This window comes from Pseudomonas bohemica (genome assembly GCF_002934685.1).
Classification (GTDB): domain Bacteria; phylum Pseudomonadota; class Gammaproteobacteria; order Pseudomonadales; family Pseudomonadaceae; genus Aquipseudomonas; species Aquipseudomonas bohemica.
The window spans coordinates 75761-101779 of record NZ_NKHL01000114.1; the positions used below are offsets into that span (position 1 = coordinate 75761).

Annotated in this window: 20 protein-coding genes and 2 pseudogenes; 6 read left to right on the top strand and 16 right to left on the bottom strand. The window is 61.2% G+C overall.

The genetic code is table 11. The annotated features are described in order from the left end of the window. Positions 1 to 130: 130 nt before the first annotated feature. From CE491_RS19220 to CE491_RS19275, 13 genes and pseudogenes are all read right to left on the bottom strand, one after another. Entirely contained in the window at positions 131 to 1408 is a 1278-nt protein-coding gene (locus tag CE491_RS19220) for a flavohemoglobin expression-modulating QEGLA motif protein (protein ID WP_110949916.1), read from the bottom strand. A 28-nt stretch (positions 1409 to 1436) separates the two neighbouring features. Then, positions 1437 to 1997, bottom strand: coding sequence for a hypothetical protein (locus CE491_RS19225; protein ID WP_110949917.1), 561 nt, complete (start codon positions 1995 to 1997; stop codon positions 1437 to 1439). Positions 1998 to 2024: 27 nt separating this feature from the next. Continuing rightward, the gene (locus CE491_RS19230) at positions 2025 to 2753 is read right to left on the bottom strand and encodes a TetR/AcrR family transcriptional regulator (protein ID WP_110949918.1); all 729 of its coding nucleotides are present in this window, start codon (positions 2751 to 2753) and stop codon (positions 2025 to 2027) included. A 220-nt stretch (positions 2754 to 2973) separates the two neighbouring features. Beyond that, positions 2974 to 4476, bottom strand: a complete 1503-nt coding sequence (gene lysS / locus CE491_RS19235) for a lysine--tRNA ligase (protein WP_110949919.1) — start codon at positions 4474 to 4476, stop codon at positions 2974 to 2976. Between the two features lie 111 nt (positions 4477 to 4587). Further along, a protein-coding gene (gene prfB, locus CE491_RS19240; RefSeq protein ID WP_110950022.1) for a peptide chain release factor 2 occupies positions 4588 to 5683 on the bottom strand; the annotation gives its coding sequence in 2 pieces (ribosomal slippage) (positions 4588 to 5610 and positions 5612 to 5683; 1095 coding nt in all). A gap of 103 nt (positions 5684 to 5786) precedes the next feature. Next, complete coding sequence (locus CE491_RS19245; RefSeq protein ID WP_110949920.1) at positions 5787 to 6791, bottom strand: response regulator; 1005 nt, start codon at positions 6789 to 6791, stop codon at positions 5787 to 5789. 46 nt (positions 6792 to 6837) lie between these two features. Next, positions 6838 to 7848: a chemotaxis response regulator protein-glutamate methylesterase gene (cheB, locus tag CE491_RS19250; RefSeq protein WP_110949921.1), complete on the bottom strand. Its 1011-nt coding sequence runs from the start codon at positions 7846 to 7848 to the stop codon at positions 6838 to 6840. Then, positions 7845 to 9701 (bottom strand): annotated as a pseudogene (locus tag CE491_RS19255) (response regulator); the annotation flags it as partial. The pseudogene CE491_RS19255 and the gene cheB, both read right to left, overlap by 4 nt. Before the next feature lie 161 nt (positions 9702 to 9862). Then, positions 9863 to 10238 (bottom strand): annotated as a pseudogene (locus CE491_RS31275) (Hpt domain-containing protein); the annotation flags it as partial. Further along, positions 10235 to 10918 carry a chemotaxis protein CheW gene (locus CE491_RS19260; RefSeq protein ID WP_110949923.1) on the bottom strand — a complete coding sequence of 228 codons (684 nt, stop codon included), beginning with the start codon at positions 10916 to 10918 and terminating at the stop codon, positions 10235 to 10237. The gene CE491_RS19260 and the pseudogene CE491_RS31275, both read right to left, overlap by 4 nt. Beyond that, positions 10915 to 12234, bottom strand: a complete 1320-nt coding sequence (locus CE491_RS19265) for a CheR family methyltransferase (RefSeq protein WP_110949924.1) — start codon at positions 12232 to 12234, stop codon at positions 10915 to 10917. Before CE491_RS19265 ends, CE491_RS19260 begins: the two co-directional genes overlap by 4 nt. Further along, positions 12231 to 12767, bottom strand: coding sequence for a chemotaxis protein CheW (locus tag CE491_RS19270; RefSeq protein ID WP_110949925.1), 537 nt, complete (start codon positions 12765 to 12767; stop codon positions 12231 to 12233). The genes CE491_RS19265 and CE491_RS19270 overlap by 4 nt, the downstream gene beginning before the upstream one ends. 9 nt (positions 12768 to 12776) lie before the next feature. Then, on the bottom strand, positions 12777 to 14399 hold the full coding sequence (locus CE491_RS19275; protein ID WP_110949926.1) for a methyl-accepting chemotaxis protein: 1623 nt from the start codon (positions 14397 to 14399) through the stop codon (positions 12777 to 12779). A gap of 882 nt (positions 14400 to 15281) precedes the next feature. Here CE491_RS19275 and ydcS point away from each other — a divergent pair. The 5 genes from ydcS to CE491_RS19300 all read left to right on the top strand — a co-directional run bounded on the left by ydcS (position 15282) and on the right by CE491_RS19300 (position 21180). Beyond that, complete coding sequence (ydcS, locus tag CE491_RS19280) at positions 15282 to 16433, top strand: putative ABC transporter substrate-binding protein YdcS (protein ID WP_110949927.1); 1152 nt, start codon at positions 15282 to 15284, stop codon at positions 16431 to 16433. Between the two features lie 272 nt (positions 16434 to 16705). Further along, positions 16706 to 17758: an ABC transporter ATP-binding protein gene (locus CE491_RS19285; protein ID WP_110949928.1), complete on the top strand. Its 1053-nt coding sequence runs from the start codon at positions 16706 to 16708 to the stop codon at positions 17756 to 17758. A 31-nt stretch (positions 17759 to 17789) separates the two neighbouring features. After that, a complete protein-coding gene (locus CE491_RS19290; protein ID WP_110950023.1) occupies positions 17790 to 18710 on the top strand; it encodes an ABC transporter permease in 921 nt (306 codons plus the stop codon). Then, on the top strand, positions 18700 to 19530 hold the full coding sequence (locus tag CE491_RS19295) for an ABC transporter permease (protein WP_110949929.1): 831 nt from the start codon (positions 18700 to 18702) through the stop codon (positions 19528 to 19530). The genes CE491_RS19290 and CE491_RS19295 overlap by 11 nt, the downstream gene beginning before the upstream one ends. 225 nt (positions 19531 to 19755) lie before the next feature. Next, the gene (locus CE491_RS19300; RefSeq protein ID WP_110949930.1) at positions 19756 to 21180 is read left to right on the top strand and encodes a gamma-aminobutyraldehyde dehydrogenase; all 1425 of its coding nucleotides are present in this window, start codon (positions 19756 to 19758) and stop codon (positions 21178 to 21180) included. A gap of 125 nt (positions 21181 to 21305) precedes the next feature. Here CE491_RS19300 and CE491_RS19305 read toward each other — a convergent pair whose 3' ends face one another. From CE491_RS19305 to CE491_RS19315, 3 genes are all read right to left on the bottom strand, one after another. After that, positions 21306 to 22412: an NADH:flavin oxidoreductase/NADH oxidase gene (locus CE491_RS19305; protein WP_110949931.1), complete on the bottom strand. Its 1107-nt coding sequence runs from the start codon at positions 22410 to 22412 to the stop codon at positions 21306 to 21308. A 102-nt stretch (positions 22413 to 22514) separates the two neighbouring features. Continuing rightward, positions 22515 to 24230, bottom strand: coding sequence for a single-stranded-DNA-specific exonuclease RecJ (recJ, locus tag CE491_RS19310; protein ID WP_110949932.1), 1716 nt, complete (start codon positions 24228 to 24230; stop codon positions 22515 to 22517). Between the two features lie 62 nt (positions 24231 to 24292). Beyond that, entirely contained in the window at positions 24293 to 24835 is a 543-nt protein-coding gene (locus CE491_RS19315) for a YaeQ family protein (protein ID WP_110949933.1), read from the bottom strand. Positions 24836 to 25124: 289 nt separating this feature from the next. On the opposite strand from CE491_RS19315, the gene CE491_RS19320 reads away from it, so the two are divergent. Then, positions 25125 to 26018, top strand: coding sequence for a TIGR02285 family protein (locus CE491_RS19320; RefSeq protein ID WP_110949934.1), 894 nt, complete (start codon positions 25125 to 25127; stop codon positions 26016 to 26018). Position 26019 lies beyond the last annotated feature (1 nt).

Sequence of the window (26019 nt, forward strand, 5' to 3'; positions counted from 1 at the left end):
ATCCTTTGTTGTCAGTAAGGCGCCCTCAATTGTAGGAGCGCGCTTGCCCGCGTGTGCGGTGTGTCAGTTAGCGCAGTTATGTCTGGTGCGACGCAATCGCGGGCAAGCACCCTCCCACAACTCTCAGCGTCTATAAGATATTTGAGTAATCCGCCTCGATACGGTCCAGGCTCAGATGGTTGAGGAAGTTGGAGAAACACATCCATGCCGACAGCGCGTTCATGTCGCGGAACTGGTCGGGCAGGTATTTGGGCGGCACCACCAGACCTTCATCCACCAACTGACGCAAGGTGCGCATGTCTTCCAGCGTGGTCTTGCCGCAGAACAGTAAAGGCACCTGCTCAAGCTTGCCCTTTCTCACCGCCAGCTGGATGTAGTTGTAAACCATGATGAAGCCCTTGAGGTAGGACAAATCCTTGGTGAACGGCAGACCATCAGGCACCGAGCCACGGAAAACGCGACTGGCGTTGCCATAGCTTTCCGCCATGCCGAAGCCCTGTTCGCGGTAGAACTCGAAGACCTGGAGGAAATCCGCGCCCTCTTCGGCCATGTGAATGGCGCGGGTTCGGTTGGTGAGTTTGCGCAGACGGCTCGGGTAGGACGCAAAGCCGATCACCTCCATCAGTATCGCCAGGCCTTCCTGAGTGATGGTGGATGATGGCGGCCCTTTGGCGAGGAAGGTGCAGATCGGCTGGTTCAGCCCGTTGAGCGTCGTGCCTACATGCACCAGCCCTTCGTGAACTTCCAGCGCACGTACGTCGCGCTCGTTGAACATCGCATCGCTGCGAATTTTGATGTAATCGGCACCCGCTGCCGCGTCGGCGACGATACCGTCGGACTCGAACACGCGAATAGTTCCTTCCGCCTCGCCGAACGTGCGATGCAACCGGCTTTGCAGCATCGCGACAGCGTCCTTTGCGTTCAGCGTCTTGGGCTCATCCTTGAGGTCGCCGCGACCGGCGATGTTGTTCAAGTAGTCGGAGAGCATCAAGCCAAGGTCGGCCAGTGTCGGGTCACCGGCGTGAAACGCATCGGAGGCCGCGCCGTAGAGCTCCTGGGAGATCAGTCCGAAGTCCGGTGTGCCGCGCGCTTCGAGCATGCGGATGACCATCCGGTATTCCTTGCACATGCGACGCATGATCTGCCCGACCGGGTTGAACTGTCCAAGCTGCCGGGTGATGTCGCGTTCGATGTTCTGGAACTCGAGCTTGAGCGCCCCGGAGTCGAAACCCAGCGGGCGATTCTCGTAATACGCGCGGTCGACTTCAGGCAGTTGCTTGCCCTTGGCGGCAAGGAAACTCTTGCGAATGCTGTCGTCCCACTTCACCGCGTCGAGTACGCGGATCGGCGTCTGCGCCAACACGATGCGGTCGGACAGCGTGCGAATGGTCTGCTGGTATTCGTCCACCCAGTACCCCTTTGTTTGATCCGTTGCGCTATTTGGTCATACGCTGATATTGCGCCGCCTTGAGGAAGACGTCGGAATTGGCGGTGTCGTCCAGATAGGCAAACACCTTGTCCATGGAAGTGGTGATCAGCACGCCGTCGCCCTTCTCGGTTTCAATCGGCTGCCCTTCGAAAGTCTTTTGGTCCACCAGCTGTTGCATGCGCTCAAGATCCAGGTCGTAGATCACCAGCTCATCGGCGGCGTTTTCGTTGTCGATCAGGTCGAATCCGCCGATCACGTAATTGGCGCCGTACTTCTCCGGCAGCGCGGCCGAGACGTACCAGCGGCTGCCATGCCGGGACACGGTAAAGGTGTACTCGTCACGGTTCTTGCGATCACCCTTGCGATAGCTGACCGCCTTGTACTGGTCAGATGCGCCCGCACGGCTGATTTCCAGTTCCAGCGGCTCGCCCCAGGCGTTCTTGCTGGTCCAGGTGCCGAGCAGTTTCGGCGGCGCGGTGTCGCTGGTTGGAATCGGGTCCTTGAAAGTCACCAGACATCCGCTCAACAACGCGAACGACAAGGCGAGCAAGACGCTCCAGACTTTCATCGCTTCTCCTGAAGGTGATTCCTGAAATCAAACGTTCTCAGCCAGTGGCTTGGCAGTGCCCAGCACCAGATGCATTTGACGAGTAAGAATAGCGAGCATTTCCTTGTCTGCGTCGGGGCGCGGTCCTTCAAGCAGCCCCTGATATTCCATCCGCCCGATAATCCCCGTCAACACTTGTGCATCCACCTGCGGTTGGGTCGAGCCCATGACCTCGAGAAACTGGGCACTTCCCTGCAAAAGAATTTGCTGGTGCGCGGTAACCAGAGGCGCCAGACGCGGGTTGATCAGCGCTTCGAGACGGAATGCATGCTCGGCAATCAGCTGATCGCGGCGCGTCAGCAACTGGTGACGCACGTATTCCATGGTCATGCGCGCGATCTCGTCGGCCAGCCGCGCACGGGCCCCGACACTGCCGTCGTTGCGCGCGACCATTTCGCGCAGCAGGTCTTCGGTGTTGGTCCACCGTTTGGCCATATAGGCGGCGCTGCGTTCGACGTATTGCGCGAAGGCATCGGTGAGCAGGTCGTCGATGTCCTTGAAGTAGTAAGTAGTAGCCGACAACGGCACCTGCGCTTCGGCCGCCACCGCGCGATGCCGCACCGCCCGCACGCCGTCGCGAACGAGGATACGCATGGCAGCATCGAGGATTTGCTGGCGACGCTGTTCGCTGCCCTGCCGACTGGCCTTGCGGCCCTGGTACTGAACACTCTCTGCGACGGCGGTGGCCAGGCCGGCGGCTCCCTTTTGAGCGATCATGCGAGTCACGACAGGGTTTCCTTTTCTTGAACCATTTGAATCCGGGGTTATATCAGCTTACATGCGGATGTCTTCGCCGACATTATCGTGGGCAAGCACGCTCCTCAATCGCGGATATTTGTAGGAGCGCTTGCCCGAAATAGCATCAGTTCAGCCAACCGGGCAGCCACTGACCAGACAAAAAAAAGCCGCCCTGCTCAGGCGGCTTTTTGGGTAACGCTTAGGCTTGCGGCCGCATGTGCGGGAACAGGATCACGTCGCGGATCGACGGCGAGTTGGTCAGCAGCATCACCAGACGGTCGATACCGATGCCCTCGCCCGCTGTCGGCGGCATCCCATATTCCAGGGCGCGAACGAAGTCGGCGTCGTAATGCATGGCTTCGTCGTCACCTGCGTCCTTGTCGGCTACCTGGGCCATGAAACGCTCGGCCTGGTCTTCCGCGTCGTTCAGCTCGGAGTAGGCGTTAGCGATTTCACGACCACCGATGAACAGTTCGAAGCGGTCGGTGACGTTCGGATTTTCATCATTGCGACGGGCCAGCGGCGACACTTCGAACGGGTACTGAGTGATGAAGTGCGGCTGCTCCAGCTTATGCTCGACCAGTTCTTCGAAAATCATCACCTGCAGTTTGCCCAGACCTTCGAAGCCCAACACCTTGGCACCGGCTTTCCTGGCGATGGCGCGAGCCTTGTCGATGTCGTTCAAGTCGTCGGGAGTCAGCTCCGGGTTGTACTTGAGGATCGAATCGAACACCGACAGACGCACGAACGGCTCGCCGAAGTGGAACACCTTGTCGCCGTATGGCACGTCGGTGCTGCCCAGCACCAACTGAGCCAGTTCGCGGAACAGCTCTTCGGTCAGGTCCATGTTGTCTTCGTAGTCGGCGTACGCCTGGTAGAACTCCAACATGGTGAATTCAGGGTTATGACGAGTCGAGACGCCTTCGTTACGGAAGTTGCGGTTGATCTCGAAGACTTTTTCAAACCCGCCGACCACCAGCCGCTTGAGGTACAGCTCCGGCGCGATACGCAGGAACATGGGCAGGTCCAGGGCGTTGTGGTGGGTTTCGAACGGCTTGGCCGCCGCGCCGCCAGGAATGGTCTGCAGCATCGGCGTTTCGACTTCGAGGAAGTCGCGTTTCATCAGGAAACTGCGAATGTGGGCGATGACCTGCGAACGCACGCGGAAGGTGTCGCGCACGTCTTCGTTGACGATCAGGTCCACGTAGCGCTGACGATAGCGTTGTTCGGTGTCGGTCAGGCCGTGGTGTTTGTCTGGCAGAGGGCGCAGCGACTTGGTCAGCAGACGCACGCTGGTCATCTCGACGTACAGGTCACCCTTGCCGGAACGGGCCAGAGTACCTTCGGTGGCGATGATGTCACCCATGTCCCAGGTCTTGACCGCGGCCAGGGTTTCTTCGGACAGGGTCTTGCGGTTGACGTAGACCTGAATGCGACCGGTCATGTCCTGGATCACCATGAACGAGCCACGGTTGAGCATGATGCGACCTGCAACCTTGACCGGAATCGCCGCCTCAGCCAGTTCTTCCTTGGTCTTGTCCGCGTACTGCTTCTGCAGGTCGTTGCAGTAGTTTTCGCGGCGGAAGTCGTTGGGGAAGGCGTTGCCCTTGGCGCGCTCGGCAGCAAGCTTTTCCTTGCGCAGGGCGATCAGGGTGTTTTCTTCCTGTTGCTGGGCTTGCGGGTCGAGTTGTTGGTCGCTCATGTCTTTAGATTTTCCATCACGGTTTCGTTGCCCCTGGCCACCCGTAGTGTGCGGCGAGGGATCGCGGGCCACGTACGCTGTATCGCGCAGGCCCGCAACGGTGGTGTCTCGTTACAGCCCCTGCTTGAGGCTGGCGATCAGGTATTCGTCGAGGTCGCCGTCGAGCACCTTGTCGCAGTCGCTGCGTTCGACGCTGGTACGCAGGTCCTTGATGCGCGAGGCATCGAGCACGTACGAACGAATCTGGTGGCCCCAGCCGATATCGGACTTGGTGTCTTCCAGCGCCTGGGACGCCGCGTTGCGTTTCTGAACTTCCTGCTCGTATAACCTGGCCCGCAGCATTTTCATGGCGGTGTCCTTGTTCGCGTGCTGGGAACGTTCGTTCTGGCAGCTGACCACGGTGTTGGTCGGTACGTGAGTGATACGGACCGCCGAATCAGTGGTGTTGACGTGCTGACCACCGGCACCGGATGAACGATAGGTGTCGATACGCAGGTCTGCCGGGTTGATGTCGATTTCGATGTTGTCATCGATTTCCGGCGACACGAACACAGCCGAGAACGAGGTGTGACGGCGGTTGCCGGAGTCGAACGGGCTCTTGCGCACCAGACGGTGCACGCCGATCTCGGTACGCAGCCAGCCAAAGGCGTATTCGCCCTTGATGTGCACGGTCGCGCCCTTGATACCAGCGACTTCACCGGCGGACAGTTCCATGATGGTGGCGTCGAAACCGCGTTTGTCGGCCCAGCGCAGGTACATGCGCAGCAGGATGTTGGCCCAGTCCTGAGCCTCGGTGCCGCCGGAGCCGGCCTGGATGTCGAGGTAGGCGTTGTTGGCGTCCATGTCGCCGCTGAACATGCGGCGGAATTCGAGCTTTTCCAGAGACTCGCGCAGGCGGTCGATTTCGGTAACGACATCGGCGACAGCGCCTTCGTCATCTTCTTCGACAGCCATGTCCAGCAGGTCTTTGGCATCGGCCAGACCGGAGCTCATTTCGTCGAGGGTTTCGACAATCTGTGCCAGCAACGAACGCTCGCGGCCCAGTTCCTGGGCATATGACGGGTTGTTCCAGACGGCAGGATCTTCGAGTTCGCGGTTGACTTCGGTCAGACGATCACTTTTGTGATCGTAGTCAAAGATACCCCCGAATGGCTTCGGAGCGCTCGGACAGGTCCTTGATGCTGTTTAGGATCGGGTTGATTTCCATGGTGGGCAGCACTCGCAGGCGAAATTTACAAAGCCGACGAGTATACCTGAGCCGCTACGGGGATGGCAGCCCATTGGGCAGGGGTCAGATCGCACCAGCCGAATTACCCCACCACCACCTGATTGCGCCCATTGTGCTTGGCGGCATACAGCCCCTCGTCCGCCCTCTGGATCAACTGGCGGCTGTGGCTGCCCACCGCGGGCACCAGGGTTGCCAGACCGATGCTGACGGTAAGGCTGGAGCCTTCCTTGGGCGCGATGTGCGCAATGTTCATGCCGGCGATGGTCTGGCGCAATTTCTCTGCCAGCAGCCTTGCGCCGCCCGGCGAGGTGTTGGGCAACACCAGGGCGAACTCTTCACCGCCGTAACGCGCCGGCAGGTCGGAAGGACGGCTGCAACTGGAGCGTATGGCTTTGGCCACCTCACGCAGCGCTTCGTCGCCCTCAAGGTGACCGAAGTTGTCGTTGTAGGCCTTGAAATAGTCGACGTCGATCATCATCAGCGACATCTGCGTCTGCTCACGAATCGCCCGGCGCCATTCAAGCTCCAGGTACTCATCGAAGTGCCGACGGTTCGACAGCCCGGTCAGGCCGTCGGAGTTCATCAACCGCTGCAGCACCAGATTGGTGTCCAGCAATTGCTGCTGGCTGACGCGCAGGGCGCGATAGGCCTCGTCGCGCTGCAGCAGGGTCATGTAGGAACGCGAGTGGTAGCGAATACGCGCTACCAGTTCGATGTTGTCCGGCAGCTTGACCAGGTAATCGTTGGCACCGGCGGCGAACGCCGCGCTCTTGATCAGCGGGTCTTCCTTGGTCGACAGCACGATGATCGGGATGTCGCGGGTCACCGGATTGTTGCGGTACTCACGCACCAGCGTCAGACCGTCCAGACCAGGCATGACCAGATCCTGCAGGATCACGGTCGGCTTGATATTGATCGCCAGCGCGATGGCCTGACGCGGGTCGGCGCAGAAATGAAAGTCGATGTTTTCCTCGTTTGCCAGCCCCCGCCGGACTGCCTCGCCGATCATCGCCTGATCATCGACCAGCAACACCATGGCAGCGTTTTCGTCCGTGGCGTTTATTTTGTCCAGCCGCAAATCTTGCATTCAGGGTCTCCTGATCACAGCTGGGCTGTGAATTCACCTGGATAGGTCATTGTGTAAACGCCTCTTTCAAACGCGGCGCGATCGTGTCCAGCGGGCGAATCTCGATGGCGGCATCGATGGCAGCGGCCGCTTTGGGCATGCCATACACGGCAGAGCTTTGCTGGTCCTGAGCGATGGTCAGAAAGCCCCGCTGACGCATCAGCTTGAGCCCTTGAGCGCCATCACGGCCCATACCGGTCAACAGAACGCCTACTGCATCACCGCTCCAATAGCTGGCCACACTCTCGAAGAACACGTCGATGGACGGCCTGTATATCTCGTTCACAGGCTCCGCCGTATACGCCAGCGTGCCGTTTTTCAACAGGCGAATATGGTGATTGGTGCCCGCCAGCAGGACGGTGCCGCGTTCCGGCGGCTCACCGTCGCGAGCCAACCGCACCTGCAGCCCCGAAGAACTGCTCAACCATTGCGCCATACCGGCAGCGAACACCTGATCGACATGCTGCACGAGTACGATGGCCGCCGGAAAATCCTTCGGCAGGCCCTTGAGCAGCACTTCCAACGCCGCCGGGCCGCCCGCGGACGAACCGATGGCGACCAGTCCCTTGCGTTGCAAGGCCATGCCCAACGGAGCCGGGGTCGGGCGCTCCTGGCTGTCACGCTGGCCAATGAGCCAGCCTATATTAAGAATCTTGCGCAACAAGGGCGCGGCAGCCTCTTTGGGGTTGCCTGCACCAATGGCCGGAGTGTCGACGACGTCCAGCGCACCATGGCCCATTGCCTCGAACACACGGTGGACGTTCTGTTCGCGGTCAACGGTCACAATCACGATGGCGCACGGGGTGGCCGCCATGATATGTCGGGTCGCCTCCACGCCGTCCATCACCGGCATGATCAGATCCATCAAGATAAGGTCCGGCGTGAGTTCGGCACATCGCTGCACGGCCTCGGCGCCGTCACCGGCCACCCACACCACCTGGTGCGCAGGCTCGAAAGCCAGAGCACGACGCAGCGCTTCGACAGCCATGGGCATGTCGTTGACGATGGCGATCTTCATCCTGGCGCATCTCCTATCAATTCGACCACCGCGTCGAGCAACGCATCGTCATGGAAACTGGCCTTGGCCAGATAATAGTCGGCACCGGCATCAAGTCCCCGGCGCCGATCTTCTTCGCGATCCTTATAGGACACCACCATGACGGGCAATGACTGCAACCGGCTGTCACGACGCACCAACGTCACCAGTTCGATGCCATCCATGCGCGGCATGTCGATGTCGGTGATCAGTAAATCGAAGTCCTCGGAGCGCAATGCGTTCCAGCCGTCCATCCCGTCCACCGCCACCGTCACCTCATAGCCCCGACCGAGCAACAACTTTCGTTCAAGCTCGCGGACGGTCAGCGAGTCGTCGACCACCAGTACGCGCTTGCGAAGCTGGGTGTCGGCCTGGCGATTACGCCGGTCGATCCGCTCCAGGCGTCCGGTGTTGAGCAGTTTTTCCACCGACCTCAGCATGTCTTCGACGTCGATGATCAGCACGGCTGAGCCATCGTCCAGCAGCGCCCCGGCGGAAATATCCTGAACCTTGCCCAGACGCGGGTCCAGGGGCAGCACCACCAGCGTGCGCTCGCCAATGAAACGTTCCACCGCCACGCCATACACTGCGTCGCGCTCGCGAATCACCACCACTTTGAGCACGTCGGCGGCGCCCTGGCTGGGAGGGCGGTTAAGCAACTGGCTGGCCGCGACCAGGCCGACGTGCCGCTCCTCGTGCCAGAAATGCTGACGGCCTTCCAGTTGCACGATCTCGTCGACTTGCACGTCACGCATGCGCTCGATATGGGCCAGCGGGAACGCATAGGCTTCACCGCCCACCTCCACCACCAGACTGCGCACCACCGACAGCGTCAGCGGGACTTGCAGATGGAAGCGGCTGCCCTGCCCCGCACGTTGATCCAGTTCGACGCCGCCACGCAGCTGCCTGACCATGTGCTGCACCACATCCAGTCCAACGCCACGACCGGACACTTCAGTGACTTTGTCGCGCATGCTGAAACCGGGTAGGAACAGAAAGCTCAGCAGTTCCTCCTCGCTCAACTGCGCGGCAGTTTCTTCCGGCGAGAGCTTGCGATCGATGATGCTACGGCGTAGTCGCTCAAGGTCAACGCCGGCGCCGTCGTCGACCAGTTCCACCACCAGCAACCCGGCCTGGTGTGAGGCCTTGAGCTGAATCAGGCCCTCGACAGGTTTGCCGCTGGCCAGGCGTTGTTCGGGCGATTCGATGCCGTGATCCACCGCATTGCGCAACAAGTGCGTCAACGGCGCCTCGAGTTTTTCCAGTACGTCGCGATCGACCTGGGTTTTCTCGCCTTCGATTTCCAGGCGTACCTGTTTGCCCAGTGATCGTCCGAGGTCCCGCACCATCCGCGCCTGCCCAGCCAGCACGTCGGCGAACGGGCGCATGCGGCAGGCCAGTGCAGTGTCGTAGAGCAGTTGCGCACGCTGACTCGCCTGCCAGCCGAACTCGTCCAGATCCGAGGTCTGCTGAATCAACAGATGCTGCGCTTCACTGAGCAGGCGGCGGGCTTCTTCCAACGCCTTTTGCGCGTCCGGGTCGACGTTGGCGTCGAGCAGGGCTTCAAGGTTGTCCAACGCCCGGCTCGCCCCGCTCTGGGAGCGTTTGACCCGCTGCATCTCGGTCAGATAAGGCTTCAGACGCTGTGTCTCGACCAGAGATTTACTCGACAGGTCCAACAGATTGTTCAGACGCTCGGCGGTGACGCGCAGCACCCGTTCGCCACCTTCGGTCCCACGCCGCTCGACCCGGCGCCCGGTTATGGCCGAGGCGTCATCTTCGGTTTCAGCGGCGAGCGGGGCCGACTGAGCAGGAGCCGGTGTCGGCGGATCGACGGCCGCAGGTTGCTCGGGTGCAGGCGAATCGGTGATCAGCGGTGCGTGGGCGGACTGCACCGACTCCACCAGCGATTGCGCGTTGGCCAGCAGCAGGTCTTCCATCGACGGCGCAAGGTTCGGCGCGCGAGCGGCCGGGCGCGCGCCGGGGTTGACGAGGTCGTTCATCAGCGCAACGTAACCGTCCACCTCGCCCTGGGTCACGCTGTTCGGCCCCGGCGTGGCGATGCGCATGAGCATGTCGGTGCCCATCAGCAGCGCGTCGATGTGTTCGGGCAGCAGGCGCAGCCGGCCTTCCTGCGCTTCGACAAGACAGTCTTCCATGACGTGGGAAACGCTCACCCCGGCATTGACCCCGACGATCCGCGCCGCGCCCTTGAGCGAGTGGGCGGCGCGCATGCAGGCTTCCAGCTGATCGGCCTGGGTCGGGTTGCGTTCGAGGGCCAGCAGGCCGGCACTCAAGACCTGGGTCTGCGCTTCGGCTTCCAGGGTGAACAACTCAAACAGCGAGGCGTCGCGCATTTGATCGGGCGTCATGTCAGGCTCCGGTTCACTGCGGACAACAGTTGTTCTTCATCCAGCAGGCGCAGGCTGCGGTTTTTCCACTGCACCACGCCTCGGGTGAAGCGCGCGTTGGTGTTTTGTGCCGGGGCTGAAGCGGCGTCCAGCAGGCGCACTTCGATGGCGTGAATACCGTTGACTTCATCGACCGGCACCACCACCGGGCCATCCTCGGCGGAAACGATCAGCATGCGCGGCATGACCCTCGCGCTGTTAGCGGGCGCCATTGAACTGTCCAGTCCCAGCAGTTCGACGAACGACAGGCACGCCACCAGCGCGCCGCGCACGTTGGCGACACCCAATAACGCTCTGGAGCGCTGATGAGGCAAAGAATGAATGGTCTGCACCGGGGAAACTTCGACCAAACAGCGGGTTGGCAGGCCGAGCCATTCCTCGCCCAGGCGGAAAATCACGATGGAGCGGGTCTCGACGTCGCTGGCCAGTTCTTCGCTGGGCATCGACATGCGCTGTTCCTGCGCCAACGCATAGCGGTCCAACAATCGCGTGGCTGCTGCCGAGTACACCGAACAGTTGCGGCAATGGATGTGCTCGACCAGCAGCGGGCAGGACCGGTCGCCATGAATGCCGATACGGTTCCAGCAATCGTCGATGGCCTGGGCGTCGCTGCTGACCAATTCACTGTGTACGCCGGTCATCGATTACGTCCTTCTTTATTCACACCACGGGCAGCACGCTCCTGCAAGCGGCGAGCGCCAGCACTGTCGCCCTGTGCAGCCAGCAAGGCCGCCAGTTGGGCCAGTGCTTCGGGGTGCTGCGGTTGCAAGTACAGCGCCTTGCGGTAGGAGCCCTGAGCGCCCAGGACGTCGCCACCGACTTCGCTCAGCAGACCCAGCCAGTAGAACACCGAGGCCACTGGCTCGTAACGTTTCAGGTACTGCTCGCAGGCGATTTTGGCCTCGGCGCTTTTGCCTTCATTGGCCAGTTTTCGAATGCTGTCCAGCAGCGTCGCGGCCTCGCCTGTCGCGGTGACAGCCGGAGCCGGGCTGCGCATGATCGGCGGCATCGGGGCGAACGAACGCATGTTGCTTTTAACCGGCGCACTGACAGGCCGGCGAAGCGAAGCAGCAGGCCTGGCGCTGACCGACAGCGGTACAGCCGGCAATGGGGAAAGCGAGGGTGGAGCTGGCAGTACCGCGGGGAACGCACCCTCCTGCACTGCCCGATGACGAAAGGCGAACGACTGTGCAATGCCGATGGACGCCATGCCCATGCGCCCCAACAGACTGCCCTCGGCCGGGCCGATGAACAGCACGCCGTCGTCGTGGGTCATGCGCTTGAGGGCTTCGAAACCACACCGCTGGGTGTCGACGTCGAAATAGATCAGCAGGTTGCGGCAGAACACGAAGTCATAAGCCGACTGCGCCACGGGCAAGGTCGGGTCGAGCAGGTTCCCCGTCTGAAACCCCACACGCTCGCGAACCCGGTCTTCCAGGCGATAGCCGTCTTCGACCTGGCTGAAATAGCGCTCGCGAAAGCCAAGCTGATCGCCACGAAACGAGTTTTTGCCATACACCCCCCGACGCGCGCGCTGCAGCGACAGCGGGCTGATGTCCACCGCCTCTATCTTGAATTGCTGCGCTTGCAAGCCCGCGTCAAACAGCGCCATGGCAATCGAATAAGGCTCTTCACCGGTGGAGCACGGCAGGCTGAGGATGCGCAGCGGCCGCGCGCCATTGAGTTGCGTCAGACGCGCCGTCGCGAGTTTACCGAGGGTGACGAAGGATTCCGGGTAACGGAAGAACCAGGTCTCGGGCACGATCACCGCTTCAATCAGCGCCTGCTGTTCTTCGGCCAAACTCTGCAACAACTGCCAGTAGCCGTCGTGATCCGCCGCCTTGGTGATCATGCAACGCTGGCGCACCGCGCGCTCGATGATCGCCTCGCCCACCGATGCGACGTCGAGGCCGATACGGTTTTTGAGAAAGGCGAAGAAGCGCGCGTCCTTGCTCATGGCGCTGCCTCAAACTGTCCAAGGCTCAAAGGTTGCGCCGGGAACAGAAGCTCGCGGACCGCGTCGTTGAGCAGGTCCTGCACGTGAATCCATTGCAGCAAACCCAGCTCATCTTCGCGCACCGGCCCCAGGTACGGCGCCTGGCGGTTGTCCAGGCCGTATTCCTTGAACTCGTCCGCCGCGCATCGCAGGGTGTCGGTGGCCTGCTCCAGAATGAGCCCCAGCCACTGCGATGCGCGCTCGGCATCCGGTCGGTAATGCACCAGCACCAGACGCGTACTGGTGCGAGGCTGCGCAGGTTCGCCGAAGGTCAACGCACTCAGATCGATGACCGGCACCACCACACCGCGGTGGGCGAACACGCCAGCGACCCAGTGCGGGGTGCGGGCGATGGGTTTGAGTACCAGCCGAGGCAGCACTTCGGCGACCTCGGTCGCCTCCAGCGCATAGCGCTCCGCCCCGATGCGAAACAGCAGGAATAGCTTTTTGTTCGGCAGCGTGGCGGCACGACGTTTGGCTGAGGGCTCGATCATGGGCCTGACTCAGACCTTGAAACGCGAAACGCCGCCGCGCAGTCCCACCGCCACCTGGCTCAACTCGTCGATGGCAAAGCTGGCCTGACGCAGGGATTCGACGGTCTGGCTGCTGGCATCACCCAACTGCACCAGCGCCTGATTGATCTGTTCGGCGCCGGTGGCCTGAGCCTGCATGCCTTCGTTGACCATCAACACCCGCGGCGCCAGCGCCTGGACCTGATGAATGATCTGCGAAAGCTGCTCGCCGACCTGGGTCACCTCGAACATGCCGCGACGCACTTCCTCGGAGAACTTGTCCATCCCCATCACCCCGGCCGACACCGCGGACTGGATCTCGCGAACCATCTGCTCGATGTCATAGGTGGCCACGGCAGTCTGATCCGCCAGACGACGCACTTCGGTGGCGACCACGGCAAAACCACGACCGTATTCACCGGCCTTTTCAGCCTCGATGGCGGCGTTCAGCGACAACAGGTTGGTCTGATCGGCGACCTTGACGATGGTCACGACCACCTGATTGATGTTGCCGGCTTTCTCATTGAGGATCGCCAGTTTGGAGTTGACCAGATCGGCAGCGCCCATCACCGAATGCATGGTTTCTTCCATGCGCGCCAAGCCCTGCTGACCGGAGCCGGCGAGCACCGAAGCCTGGTCTGCAGCGGAGGTCACCTCGGTCATGGTGCGCACCAGATCACGAGAAGTGGCAGCGATCTCCCGCGAGGTCGCGCCGATTTCGGTGGTAGTGGCAGCGGTCTCGGTAGCAGTGGCCTGTTGCTGTTTGGACGTGGCGGCAATCTCGGTCACCGAGGTTGTGACCTGCACCGACGAACGCTGCGCCTGGGAAACCAGCGCCGCGAGTTCGGTGACCATGTCGTTGAAGCCGGTCTGAACCGAGCCGAATTCGTCGTTGCGATCCAGTGCCAGGCGGCTGCTCAGGTCGCCGGTGCGCATGGTTTCGAGAATCCGCACGATGCGATTCATCGGTGCCAGGATCGTGCGCATCAGCAGCAGCCCGCAGGCGGCGGCTGCCAGCACGGCGATGATCAGCGACAGTAACAAGGTGATCTTGGCGCTGGTAACCGCCGCCAGGATGTCGTCGGCGGCATGATCGGCAACGGCTTTGTTCGTGGTGCTCAGAGCATTGAGCACCTTTCGGGCTTCATACCACAGTGGCGTCAGCTGCTCGGCAAAAATGCGCTGAGCCAAGGCAAAGTTATCGCCCTGATACGCACTCAAAATGCTGTTGAGGACCAGACCGTACCGTTCCCTGAGTTGCAGAAACTCGGTGAAATCCTTGCGATCGGACTCTTCGAAAATGCTCTTCTGATAATTGTCGATCTGCGCCTGCAGCTTGTCTTCGAATTCTTTGTACTGATCTTCCTCGGCGTTGGTCAGGCTGCGCCCGACGCCTTCGGCGAGCAATTGCTGAGTACGCACATAACTTTCAACCCAGGCGCCACGTACGGTGCTGCTGTAAAAAATGGCCGGCAGTGCGTCGAGGCGAACTTCATCACCGCTCTTTTCGATGACCAGCAGGCGATTGAAAGCCATGGCAACCATCAGCAGCATGATGGCGATGATTACAGCGAAGCTCGCCAAGATACGTTGACGCAACGTCCAGTTCTTCACAGTCAGCCCTCAAGAGTTCAACACCGGCGACACCGGGTTCAAGAAGCGGACCGAAAGACGGCCCAACGCGAGCGGAGTATAGCTTAGTGACTTACCCATTAAGGGGACTGTTTCCGACGTAAAAAATGCGATAACGCACAGATTTTTCAGAAATATCTGACAGATTATCTGCGAATGGGCCGTTCGCTTGATCAGCGGGAATTTGAAGCACTGCGCGAACCGTAGAGGCCAGGGTAGGCCACCACTCCGACGGGGAATGTTGTACTGATAATCCAGCGTTCTGCGGCGAACATCGCCCTGTAGCAGACCGGCTTGCCAGCGGAGGCGTTTGCGAGATCGCCACTGCCCGCAAACCGGACGCCGACAAGAAAATATGAGGGCTCTTATTACTGCACTTGGCGCACATGCGCTTCCAGTTCTGCCTTGAGCCCCCTCGATCTTGAGTTGGCTGGCCAGATACATCTGGGCAGCGATTTACGGTGTGTGAGCCGAGGGCAGCCGGTTTGCAGGTTTGCTCCAGATGTTGCAGCGCAGACGGGGATAGCCGCAGGTGCCGCCGGGCCGGGCTACAGCACGTTCACCCGGGTCCATTTAATCGACTGCTGCTTAATCGAATGCTGCGTTCGGTATTTAGAATTTGTCGACAGCTGAATGTGGCACTAGGCTCTGGGGCTAACAGCGAAATCACTTTCCTGTAGCAGCACGGCTTAAAAAAACAACGACGAGTTTCAAGCTGCAAGCTTCAAGAGAAAAACAATAAGAACAGCTCCACCACGCGATCCTCCAGCGACAAGTAAATGGCACGAACGACCGCCACTTGCAGCTTGCGGCTCGCAACCTGGTTCCACCCCTGCCCAAAAACATCAATAACGAGGGAACCCCATGTCAGTGCAGAAGACCGCGCTCCTGAGCGCCGTAATCACCGCGTTGTTCGCCAGTGGCACCGTGCAGGCGGCCGAAACGCTCAAGGCCGTCGGCGACGGCGAGGGCCAGCTGGATATCGTGGCGTGGCCGGGCTACATCGAACGGGGCGAAAGCGACAAGGCTTATGATTGGGTCACTGGCTTCGAGAAGGAGACCGGTTGCAAGGTCAATGTCAAGACTGCAGCGACCTCCGACGAGATGGTCAGCCTGATGACCAAGGGCGGTTACGACCTGGTGACAGCGTCAGGCGACGCCTCGCTGCGACTGGTCGCAGGCAAGCGGGTGCAGCCGATCAACACCGATCTGATTCCCAACTGGAAGAGCCTCGATCCACGGCTGAAGGACGGCCCGTGGTACACCGTCAACAAGCAGACCTATGGCACGCCCTACCAGTGGGGCCCTAACGTGCTGATGTACAACACCAACGTGTTCAAGACTCCGCCGGTGAGTTGGAGCGTGGTGTTCGAGCCGCAGGACCTGCCGGATGGCAAGCCGAACAAAGGCCGCGTGCAGGCCTATGACGGGCCGATCTACATCGCCGACGCTGCGCTTTACCTGAAGACCGCCAAGCCGGAACTGAAAATCGAAGACCCGTATCAACTGACCGAAACCCAGTACAAGGCCGTGCTCGATCTGCTGCGCGCGCAACACCCGCTTGTGCACCGCTACTGGCATGACGCGACGGTGCAGATGAGCGATGTGAAAAACGAAGGCGTGGCGGCGTCGAGTTCATGGGGCTATATGGTCAACGGCCTGGTCGCCGACAAACAGCCAGTCGCCTCGACGATCCCGCAGGAAGGCGCTACCGGCTGGGCCGACACCACCATGCTGCATGCCGACGCCAAGCACCCGAACTGCGCTTACAAGTGGATGGACTGGTCGCTGCAGCCAAAAGTCCAGGGCGACGTCGCCGCCTGGTTCGGTTCCCTGCCAGTGGTGCCAGCGGCATGCAAGGCCAGTGATCTGCTGGGCGCAGAGGGTTGCGGCACCAACGGCTTCGACCTGTTCGACAAGATCGCCTTCTGGAAAACCCCGCAGGCCGAGGGCGGCAAGTATGTGCCGTACAGCCGGTGGACTCAGGATTACATCGCGATCATGGGCGGGCGTTAGTCCCGGGCACCCCGCATAACCTGTAGGAGCGCGCTTGCCCGTGATGGCGGTGAGTCATGCACCATCAATGTCACAGACAGACCGCATTCGCGGGCAAGCGCGCTCATACAGGAGGACGCATTCCTCCGTTCTGTAACAGTCTGGCTTGCCGGCGGTGACATTGCATGATCGTCCCCACGCTCTGCGTGGGAATGATCATCCTTCAGATGTACGCATTTGATACACCCGGCGCCCCGCTGCGACGGCGTTCGCTTTCTACTGAGGTTTCATCCATGACCCTTGCAGTTCAGTTCACCCACGTTTCCCGTCATTTCGGCGAAGTGATGGCCGTCGATCGGGTCTCCATTGATATCAAGGACGGCGAGTTCTTTTCCATGCTCGGCCCCTCGGGTTCGGGCAAGACCACCTGCCTGCGTCTGATCGCAGGCTTCGAACAACCCAGCGCCGGTTCGATTCGCATTCATGGCGAAGAAGCGGCGGGCACGCCGCCGTACCAGCGCGACGTCAATACTGTGTTTCAGGACTACGCTCTGTTCCCGCACATGAACGTACGCGACAACGTCGCTTATGGTCTGAAGGTCAAGGGCGTGGTCAAGAGCGAACGTCTGGCCCGCGCAGAAGAAGCCCTGAGCATGGTGGCCCTGGGCGGCTACGGCCATCGCAAGCCGGTGCAGTTGTCCGGCGGGCAGCGCCAGCGCGTGGCCTTGGCACGTGCATTGGTCAACCGCCCTCGCGTCTTGCTGCTCGACGAGCCTCTCGGCGCTCTCGACCTCAAGCTGCGCGAACAGATGCAGAGCGAGTTGAAAAAGCTGCAGCGCCAACTGGGCATCACCTTCATCTTCGTGACCCACGATCAGACCGAAGCGCTGTCGATGTCGGATCGGGTCGCGGTATTCAACAAGGGCCGCATCGAGCAGGTTGATACCCCACGCAATCTGTACATGAAACCTGCGACCAGCTTCGTTGCCGAATTCGTCGGCACCTCCAATGTGCTGCGTGGCGAACTGGCGCACCAGTTGAGCGGCAATGCAAGGGCGTTCTCCATTCGCCCCGAGCACATCCGCTTCGCCGAAGGCCCGGTGGCCAGTCACGAAATCGAAGTCAGCGGCCTGCTCTACGACATCCAGTACCAAGGCAGCGCCACTCGCTACGAGCTGAAGCTGGACACCGGCCAGACCCTCAGCGTGAGCCAGGCCAATACGCAATGGCTGGACACCAGCGCCCAGCACCAGACCGGCCAGCGCATCTGCGCACGCTGGGCGCGTGAGGCGATGATTCCATTACATGACGTTGCAACAGAAAGCGCCGCGAGCGAGGCCCATTGAGATGAGCCAGACACTCGCCCATTACGCACCGATGCACCGGCAATCGCCTCTGCGCCGCTTCGCCAATCTGCTTTATCGGCGGCCCAATCTTTACCTGTCGCTGCTGCTGATCCCGCCGCTGCTGTGGTTCGGGGCGATCTATCTCGGCTCGCTGCTGGGCCTGCTGTGGCAAGGGTTCTACACCTTCGACGATTTCAGCATGGCGGTGACCCCTGACCTGACCCTGGCCAACTTCGGCGCGCTGTTCAGTCCGTCGAACTTCGACGTGATTCAACGCACCCTGACCATGGCCATCGCGGTGTCCATCGCCAGCGCGATCGTCGCCTTTCCCGTCGCCTACTACATGGCGCGCTACACCACCGGCAAGACCAAGGCGTTCTTCTATATCGCGGTGATGATGCCGATGTGGGCCAGTTACATCGTCAAGGCCTACGCCTGGACGCTGCTGCTGGCCAAGGGCGGCGTTGCGCAATGGTTCGTTCAGCACCTGGGACTGGCGCCGGTGCTGCAGCTGATTCTGGGCATTCCCGGCGTAGGCGGCAGCACGTTGTCGACGTCGCATCTGGGGCGCTTCATGGTCTTCGTCTACATCTGGCTGCCGTTCATGATTCTGCCGATCCAGGCCTCGCTGGAGCGCCTGCCGCCGTCGTTGCTGCAAGCCTCGGCGGACCTGGGCGCCAAGCCCCGGCAGACGTTCATGCAGGTGATTCTGCCGCTGTCGGTACCCGGTATCGCAGCGGGTTCGATCTTTACCTTTTCATTGACCCTGGGCGACTTCATCGTGCCGCAACTGATCGGCCCGCCCGGCTACTTCATCGGCAGCATGGTCTACGCCCAGCAAGGCGCCATCGGCAACATGCCCATGGCCGCGGCGTTCACGCTGGTGCCCATTGTGCTGATCGCTATTTACCTGTCTATCGTCAAACGACTGGGGGCTTTCGATGCGCTCTAAGCCTGTCCCGAAACAAGGCGAACATGCGTCCTGGGGCCTGAAGCTTGCGGCCTGGGGCGGTCTGGTGTTCCTGCACTTCCCGATCCTGATCATCTTTGTCTACGCCTTCAACACCGAAGACGCGGCGTTCAGTTTTCCGCCTCAGGGTTTCACCTTGAAGTGGTTCAGCGTGGCGTTCGCGCGGCCTGACGTGCTGGAGTCGATCAAGCTGTCGCTGCAGATCGCCTGTGTCGCCACGCTGATCGCGCTGGTACTCGGTACGCTGGCGTCGGCAGCCTTGTATCGGCGCGATTTCTTCGGCAAGGACGGCATTTCGCTGATGCTGATTCTGCCCATCGCCCTGCCTGGCATCATCACCGGGCTGGCGCTGTTGTCGGCGTTCAAGACGCTGGGGATCGAGCCGGGGATGTTCACCATCATCGTCGGCCACGCGACCTTCTGTGTGGTGATCGTCTACAACAACGTCATCGCCCGCCTGCGCCGCACGTCCCACACTCTGATCGAGGCGTCGATGGACCTGGGAGCCGACGGCTGGCAGACCTTTCGCTACATCATCATGCCCAACCTCGGCTCGGCATTACTGGCGGGTGGGATGCTGGCATTCGCGTTGTCGTTCGACGAAATCATCGTCACCACCTTTACCGCAGGCCATGAACGCACCTTGCCGATCTGGCTGCTCAACCAGCTCAGTCGGCCTAGGGATGTGCCGGTGACCAACGTCGTCGCGATGCTGGTGATGATCGTGACGATGCTGCCGATTCTGGGCGCGTATTACTTGACCCGCGGCGGTGAGAGCGCGGCTGGTAGCGGGGTTAAGTAAATGACACCCCTTTTCAGGACACCCTGCCGGTCCTGTGGGAATGAGCTTGCTCACGAAGAGGCCGGTACGTCTGCAGTAGCCGATACTCCGTAATAGAAGTAGGGGCTTAAAGTCAGCCTTCGTGAGCAAGCTCACGCCCACAGAGGCTGCGTCCCATCAATTAACTGTCGGCAGACCTGCATGCCCCCACGGAACACACGCGGATCGAACATGAGGACAAATACGATGCAAACCAAACTGCTGATCAATGGCCATCTGGTGGCCGGTGAAGGTCCCGCGCAACCGGTATTCAACCCTGCACTGGGCCGGGTGCTGGTGCAGATCAACGAAGCCAGCGAAGGCCAGGTCGACACCGCCGTGCGCGCCGCCGATGCCGCTTTCGACAGTTGGTCGCAGACCGCGCCGAAAGACCGCTCGCTGTTGCTGCTGAAACTGGCCGATGCCATCGACGCCAATGCCGAAGAACTCGCCAAACTGGAATCGGACAACTGCGGCAAGCCCTATCACGCCGCGCTGAACGACGAGCTGCCGGCAATTGCCGATGTGTTCCGCTTCTTCGCCGGAGCGAGTCGCTGCATGGGCGGTTCGGCGGCGGGTGAGTACCTGCCAGGCCACACCTCGATGATTCGTCGCGACCCGGTCGGCGTCATTGCCTCCATCGCCCCGTGGAATTATCCGCTGATGATGGTCGCCTGGAAGATCGCCCCGGCCCTGGCCGCAGGCAACACCGTGGTGCTCAAGCCCTCGGAGCAAACTCCGCTGACCGCGCTGCGTCTGGTGGAACTGGCCAACGACATCTTCCCCGCTGGCGTACTGAACCTGGTCTTCGGCCGCGGCCAGACCGTCGGCAATCCGCTGGTGACCCATCCGAAAGTGCGCATGGTCTCGCTGACAGGTTCCATCGCCACCGGCTCGCACATCATTTCCAGCACCGCCGACAGCGTCAAGCGCATGCACATGGAGCTGGGCGGCAAGGCGCCGGTGATCATCTTCGACGACGCCGACATCGACGCCGCCGTCGAGGGCATTCGCACCTTCGGCTTCTACAACGCAGGTCAGGACTGCACCGCCGCCTGCCGCATCTATGCGCAGAAAGGCATTTACGAGCAGTTCGTGCAGAAACTCGGAGAGGCGGTCAGCACCCTCAAGGTCGGGTCGCAGGATGACCCTGAAACCGAACTTGGCCCGCTGATCACTGCTCAGCATCGCGATCGTGTGACAGGCTTCGTCGAGCGCGCCGTCGCTCAGTCCCATACCCGCCTGATCACTGGCGGCAAAGCCATCGACGGCGACGGTTTCTTCTTCCAGCCCACAGTCATCGCCGACGCCCAGCAGGACGATGAAATCGTGCGCCGTGAAGTGTTCGGACCCGTGGTGTCGGTGACCCGGTTTGAAGATGAAGCGCAGGTACTGGGTTGGGCCAATGACTCCGATTACGGCCTGGCCTCGTCGGTCTGGACCCAGGACGTCGGCCGCGCCCACCGCCTCTCGGCACGCCTGCAATACGGCTGCACCTGGGTGAACACGCACTTCATGCTCGTCAGCGAGATGCCCCACGGTGGCCAAAAATTGTCGGGCTACGGCAAAGACATGTCGATGTACGGCCTGGAGGACTACACCACCGTGCGGCATGTGATGTTCAAGCACTGAGGAGGGGGGCAAATATCCGTAGCAGCCCGGCTTGCCGGCAGCAGCGATTCCGCTGCCGCCGCTGGCAAGCCGTGCTGTTTTGTATGGGGGCGTGTCATGAAGAACACGGCCACATTGAGCAGCGATTAATCCCGCAAATCCGACTCATGAATCGGTTGATCGCGATGGGTGGCGCGTTGATATTGCGCAGGCCATACGGCCTGGCGTCCGCCCAGGTCGTCATCGGCATGCAGTGGCCAGTACGGGTCGCGCAACAGCTCCCGCGCCAGCAGGATCAAATCGGCCTGACCGGTGCGCAGAATGGTGTCGGCCTGATACGGTTCGGTGATCATGCCCACTGTCCCCGTTGCGATGCCCGACTCGCTGCGTACTCGCCCGGCGAATTCGGTCTGGTAGCCTGGCCCGACCGGGATTTCCGCATTGGCTGCCGTACCACCCGATGACACGTCCACCAGATCCACACCCAGGGTTTTCAGGCGCCTGGCCAGTTCGACAGTCTCATCGGGATTCCAGCCATCTTCCACCCAGTCGGTTGCCGACACGCGCACGAACAGCGGCAATTCCTGCGGCCAGACTTCGCGCACCGCCTTGGTGACCTCCAGCGTCAGGCGAATGCGGTTCTCGAACGAGCCACCGTATTGATCCTGCCGTTGGTTGCTCAATGGCGAGAGGAACTGATGCAGCAGATAACCGTGGGCCGCGTGGATTTCCACCACTTTGAAGCCCGCCGTCAACGCGCGTTTGGCCGCGGCGACAAAGGCCTGAATCACGCCATTGATCTGCCCCTCGTCTAACGCCGTTGGCAGTGTGTGTTTCGGATCGAAGGCAATCGTTGACGGCCCCCACGGCGTCCAGCCACCCTGATCCGCCGGGATGCTGCCCTGCTTGCCCAGCCACGGGCGCCAGGTGCTCGCCTTTCGCCCGGCATGGGCCAGCTGGATACCGGCCACGGCGCCCTGGGCGGTGATAAAGCGGGTGATACGTTGCAGGGGTTCGATCTGGTCATCGTTCCAGATGCCGAGGTCTTCCGGGGTGATGCGGCCGTCCTGAGTCACGGCGGCGGCCTCGGTGAAGATCAGCCCGGCGCCACCCACGGCTCGACTGCCCAGATGGACCAGGTGCCAGTCATTGGCTAATCCATCTTTACAGGAGTACTGACACATCGGCGAAACCACTATGCGATTACGCAGGGTCAGTTGGCGCAGGGTGTAGGGTTCAAGCAGCAGGCTCATGGGCACCTCTGAGGTCGAGTAGAAGGTTCCGTTTTGATGAACCTAGAGCCTAGTCGACAACCCAGCAGAGGTGGCGGTTCCTGCTGTCACGTGCCTCGACGCTCAGCGCGGCGAAATATGCGCCACCATCAGCTGCACGGTTTCATTGCCGCGAAACTCGTTCAGGTCAAGCTTGTAGGCCAGCTCGACCCAGCGAACGGTCGGGTTGGGCCACACATCTCGATCGACGCCAAAGGCGATGCCGTCGAGCTTCACCGTGCCGCATTCGGTCTTGAGCACCATCTTCAAGTGGCGCTCGCCGACCACGCGCTGCTCCACCAACTGAAACACCCCATGGAACAGCGGCTCCGGAAAGTGCTGCCCCCAAGGCCCGGCATTGCGCAGCGCCCGCGCCAGTTCCAGGTGAAACTCTTCGACGGCCAGTGTGCCATCGGACAGCAGGCGGCCGGTCAGGTCTTCTTCGGTGAGCTGGCGCCGCACCTGGGCATCGAACGCTTGCGCGAACGCCGGAAAATTCTCCGCCGGCAGCGACAGCCCGGCCGCCATCGCGTGGCCGCCGAACTTGCTGATCAGCTCGGGGTGCCTGGCCGCCACCGCATCCAGCGCATCGCGAATGTGGAAACCCGGCACCGAACGCGCCGAACCCTTCAACACGCCCTCCCCCGCACTGGCGAAGGCGATGGTCGGCCGGTGATAGCGCTCTTTCAGACGCGAGGCGAGAATGCCGATCACGCCCTGGTGCCATTCGGCTTCATACAGGCACAGACCGAACGGCATCGACTCGACGGGCAGATCCTTCAGTTGCGCCAACGCCTCGCGCTGCATGCCTTGCTCGATGGATTTGCGGTCCTGATTCAGCTCGTCCAGTTGCACGGCCATTTCCCGCGCCAGCGTCTCGTCATCGCACAGCAGGCATTCGATACCCAGGCTCATGTCATCCAGCCGCCCGGCAGCATTCAGGCGCGGACCGAGGATAAAACCAAGGTCGGTGGAGGTAATGCGCGACGGCTCACGACGAGCGACTTCCAGAATCGCGCGCAGACCGGGACGAGCGCGGCCGGCACGGATACGCATCAGGCCCTGATGCACCAGAATGCGGTTGTTGGCGTCCAGCGGCACCACGTCGGCAACGCTGCCCAGCGCTACCAGATCCAGCAATTCGCCGAGATTGGGCTGCGCGCGACCGTTGGCCTCGAACCAGCCGATATCGCGCAAACGCGCACGCAGGGCCATCAGCACGTAGAAGATCACGCCGACACCGGCCAGCGCCTTGCTCGGAAAGTTACAGCCCGGCTGGTTGGGGTTGACGATGGCGTCGGCGGCGGGCAGTTCGTGGCCCGGCAAGTGGTGATCGGTGACCAGTACCTGCAAACCCGCGGCCTTGGCGGCGGCTACGCCTTCGACACTGGAAATGCCGTTGTCGACGGTCAGCAGCAGGTCAGGCTGACGCTCGAGGGCGACCTTGACGATCTCCGGGGTCAGGCCATAGCCATACTCGAAGCGGTTCGGCACCAGATAATCAACGTGCGCGGCACCGAGCAAACGCAGGCCCAGCACCCCGACCGTACTGGCGGTGGCGCCGTCGGCATCGAAATCGCCGACGATCAGAATGCGTTGACCCTGCTGCAGCGCAGTGACCAGCAAGTCCACCGCTGCATCGATGCCCTTGAGCTGTTGATACGGGATCAAGCGTGCCAGGCCCTTGTCCAGCTCGTCCTGCGACAGCACCCCGCGAGCGGCGTACAAACGGGTCAACAGGGGCGGCAAATCGCCCAGAAAGGGCAAGGTGTCGGGCAACTGGCGTGATTCGATGCGCATGCGGGTTCCGCTGATGTGTTCGGTTGGAGCTGAGTCAGTCTTGCGCGGCGAGGCGTTGGCGATCAGCCGCGCTCACCGGCGAGCCACTGCAATTGCACTTCGTGCTGGCCACGATCGTCAGTCACGAAAATTGTGCCTTCGCTGATCATCACGTCCCACTTGATGACGCGGGGCATATCCTTGGCCAACGTCTCCAGCACTTCCTGGGGCACGGCGGCGATGTTGACGTTCTTCAGGTTCTTCACCGCCGGGATGACCTTGCCCTCCCATACGCGCAGGCTGCCGTAGGCCAGCAGACTAGTGCGCTCGGTGCGACGGGAGCACCAGGTCAGGCGATCGGCATCCGGCTGGCCGACTTCGATCCAGTGCAGAACGCGGTCATCCAGGCTTTTTTCCCACAGCGCCGGCTCGTCGACGTCCGACAGACCGCGGCCAAACGAAAGCTGCTCGTTGTACCAGAACGCGTAGGCCAGCAGGCGCACGGTCATGCGCTCTTCGGTTTCCGATGGATGGCGAGCGATGGTCTGTTTGACGTTTTCATAAACCCCGCGATCAAGGTCGGTGAGGTTCAGTTCGAATTTGTAGGTCGTGGACGGCTGGGCCATGAACGGGCTTCTAAAGACGGGAAAGGCGCCAAGTCTAACCGATGCGCACGAGTTGAACGACCGAACTCGATGATTGATCGGGCGCAGAGGCAATTTCAACGTGCGCGTCTTCGTCGCGGTGCTTTACTCATCGCAAGGTGACGAGTGTTAAACAAATGATTCACAACGCCGATACCTTAATTCGAGATCCTCTAGCATGAAGTTCACACAGCGGCGCGCTGCGAAATCAGACCCATACGGTCGTGGTTGTGGCGGCCTCAGCCAGTTTTTTCGGGATTTACATCGACGGATGGTCAATCGTTACTCGCGACTCCACATCATCAGGCTACTGGTCCTGCTCCTCACCTCGGCCTTGAGCACAATGCCGGGGGCCGCATATGCGAGGGAAACGCTTACCTGGCTGCTGCGCGACTTCCCACCGCTGACGATCTTCACCGGCCCGCAAACCGGCCAGGGCGCCATTGACCGACTAATGCCGGAACTGATCGCGCGAATGCCGGAATACGACCACCAGATCATGCACGTCAACCGCGCGCGCGGGACGCAGATGCTACAGGACCCGGATCTGTTCGCCTGCGACCCGACCCTGCTGTGGACGCCAGAGCGCGAGAAAACCATTCTGTTTTCGATTCCCACCTACGCCACGCCCGGCAACGGCGTGACCATCGAACGCAGCAACCACGGGATTTTCGCGCCCTTCCTCAGTCAGGACGGGCATCTGGACCTGGCCGCGCTGATGGCCAGTAACACGGTCAAGACCGGCATCGTCGCCGAGCGCAGTTACGGCCCGGTGATCGACAAGATCCTGCACAACACCACCCAGCCCGACAACCTGATCCTGCATTACGGCAACGCGGCGGTAGGCAGCATGTTGCAGATGGAGCGTCTGGATCGCTTCCAGGCGATCATCAGTTACTGGCCAGAGGCCCTCTATCACGCCCAGCAGCAAGGCATCCCGGTGGAGGAGCTGGAGTTTTTCCCGGTCAAGGACACCTCCAAGTACCAGTTCGCCCACATCGGCTGCTCGAAGACCGATAAAGGCCGCGAAGCCATCAGCATCATCAACCGCGAGATGCGTGTACTGCGCAGGACCAAACTGATTTCGTTTTATGCCGACTGGATGGTCAACAGGCAGGAATATCTGCGCGACGCCCGATCGTTTTTCGATGAGCCGCAGAAGTGAA

Bases quoted from the DNA above. Each gene is read 5' to 3' on its own strand.
- CE491_RS19265 (WP_110949924.1), bottom strand. From the start codon at position 12,234: ATGAGCAAGGACGCGCGCTTCTTCGCCTTTCTCAAAAACCGTATCGGC.
- ydcS (WP_110949927.1), top strand. From the start codon at position 15,282: ATGTCAGTGCAGAAGACCGCGCTCCTGAGCGCCGTAATCACCGCGTTG.
- CE491_RS19245 (WP_110949920.1), bottom strand. From the start codon at position 6,791: ATGCAAGATTTGCGGCTGGACAAAATAAACGCCACGGACGAAAACGCT.
- recJ (WP_110949932.1), bottom strand. From the start codon at position 24,230: ATGCGCATCGAATCACGCCAGTTGCCCGACACCTTGCCCTTTCTGGGC.
- cheB (WP_110949921.1), bottom strand. From the start codon at position 7,848: ATGAAGATCGCCATCGTCAACGACATGCCCATGGCTGTCGAAGCGCTG.
- CE491_RS19290 (WP_110950023.1), top strand. From the start codon at position 17,790: ATGCACCGGCAATCGCCTCTGCGCCGCTTCGCCAATCTGCTTTATCGG.
- CE491_RS19225 (WP_110949917.1), bottom strand. From the start codon at position 1,997: ATGAAAGTCTGGAGCGTCTTGCTCGCCTTGTCGTTCGCGTTGTTGAGC.
- CE491_RS19300 (WP_110949930.1), top strand. From the start codon at position 19,756: ATGCAAACCAAACTGCTGATCAATGGCCATCTGGTGGCCGGTGAAGGT.
- CE491_RS19315 (WP_110949933.1), bottom strand. From the start codon at position 24,835: ATGGCCCAGCCGTCCACGACCTACAAATTCGAACTGAACCTCACCGAC.
- lysS (WP_110949919.1), bottom strand. From the start codon at position 4,476: ATGAGCGACCAACAACTCGACCCGCAAGCCCAGCAACAGGAAGAAAAC.
- CE491_RS19295 (WP_110949929.1), top strand. From the start codon at position 18,700: ATGCGCTCTAAGCCTGTCCCGAAACAAGGCGAACATGCGTCCTGGGGC.
- CE491_RS19270 (WP_110949925.1), bottom strand. From the start codon at position 12,767: ATGATCGAGCCCTCAGCCAAACGTCGTGCCGCCACGCTGCCGAACAAA.
- CE491_RS19230 (WP_110949918.1), bottom strand. From the start codon at position 2,753: ATGATCGCTCAAAAGGGAGCCGCCGGCCTGGCCACCGCCGTCGCAGAG.
- CE491_RS19305 (WP_110949931.1), bottom strand. From the start codon at position 22,412: ATGAGCCTGCTGCTTGAACCCTACACCCTGCGCCAACTGACCCTGCGT.
- CE491_RS19260 (WP_110949923.1), bottom strand. From the start codon at position 10,918: ATGACCGGCGTACACAGTGAATTGGTCAGCAGCGACGCCCAGGCCATC.
- CE491_RS19285 (WP_110949928.1), top strand. From the start codon at position 16,706: ATGACCCTTGCAGTTCAGTTCACCCACGTTTCCCGTCATTTCGGCGAA.
- CE491_RS19320 (WP_110949934.1), top strand. From the start codon at position 25,125: ATGGTCAATCGTTACTCGCGACTCCACATCATCAGGCTACTGGTCCTG.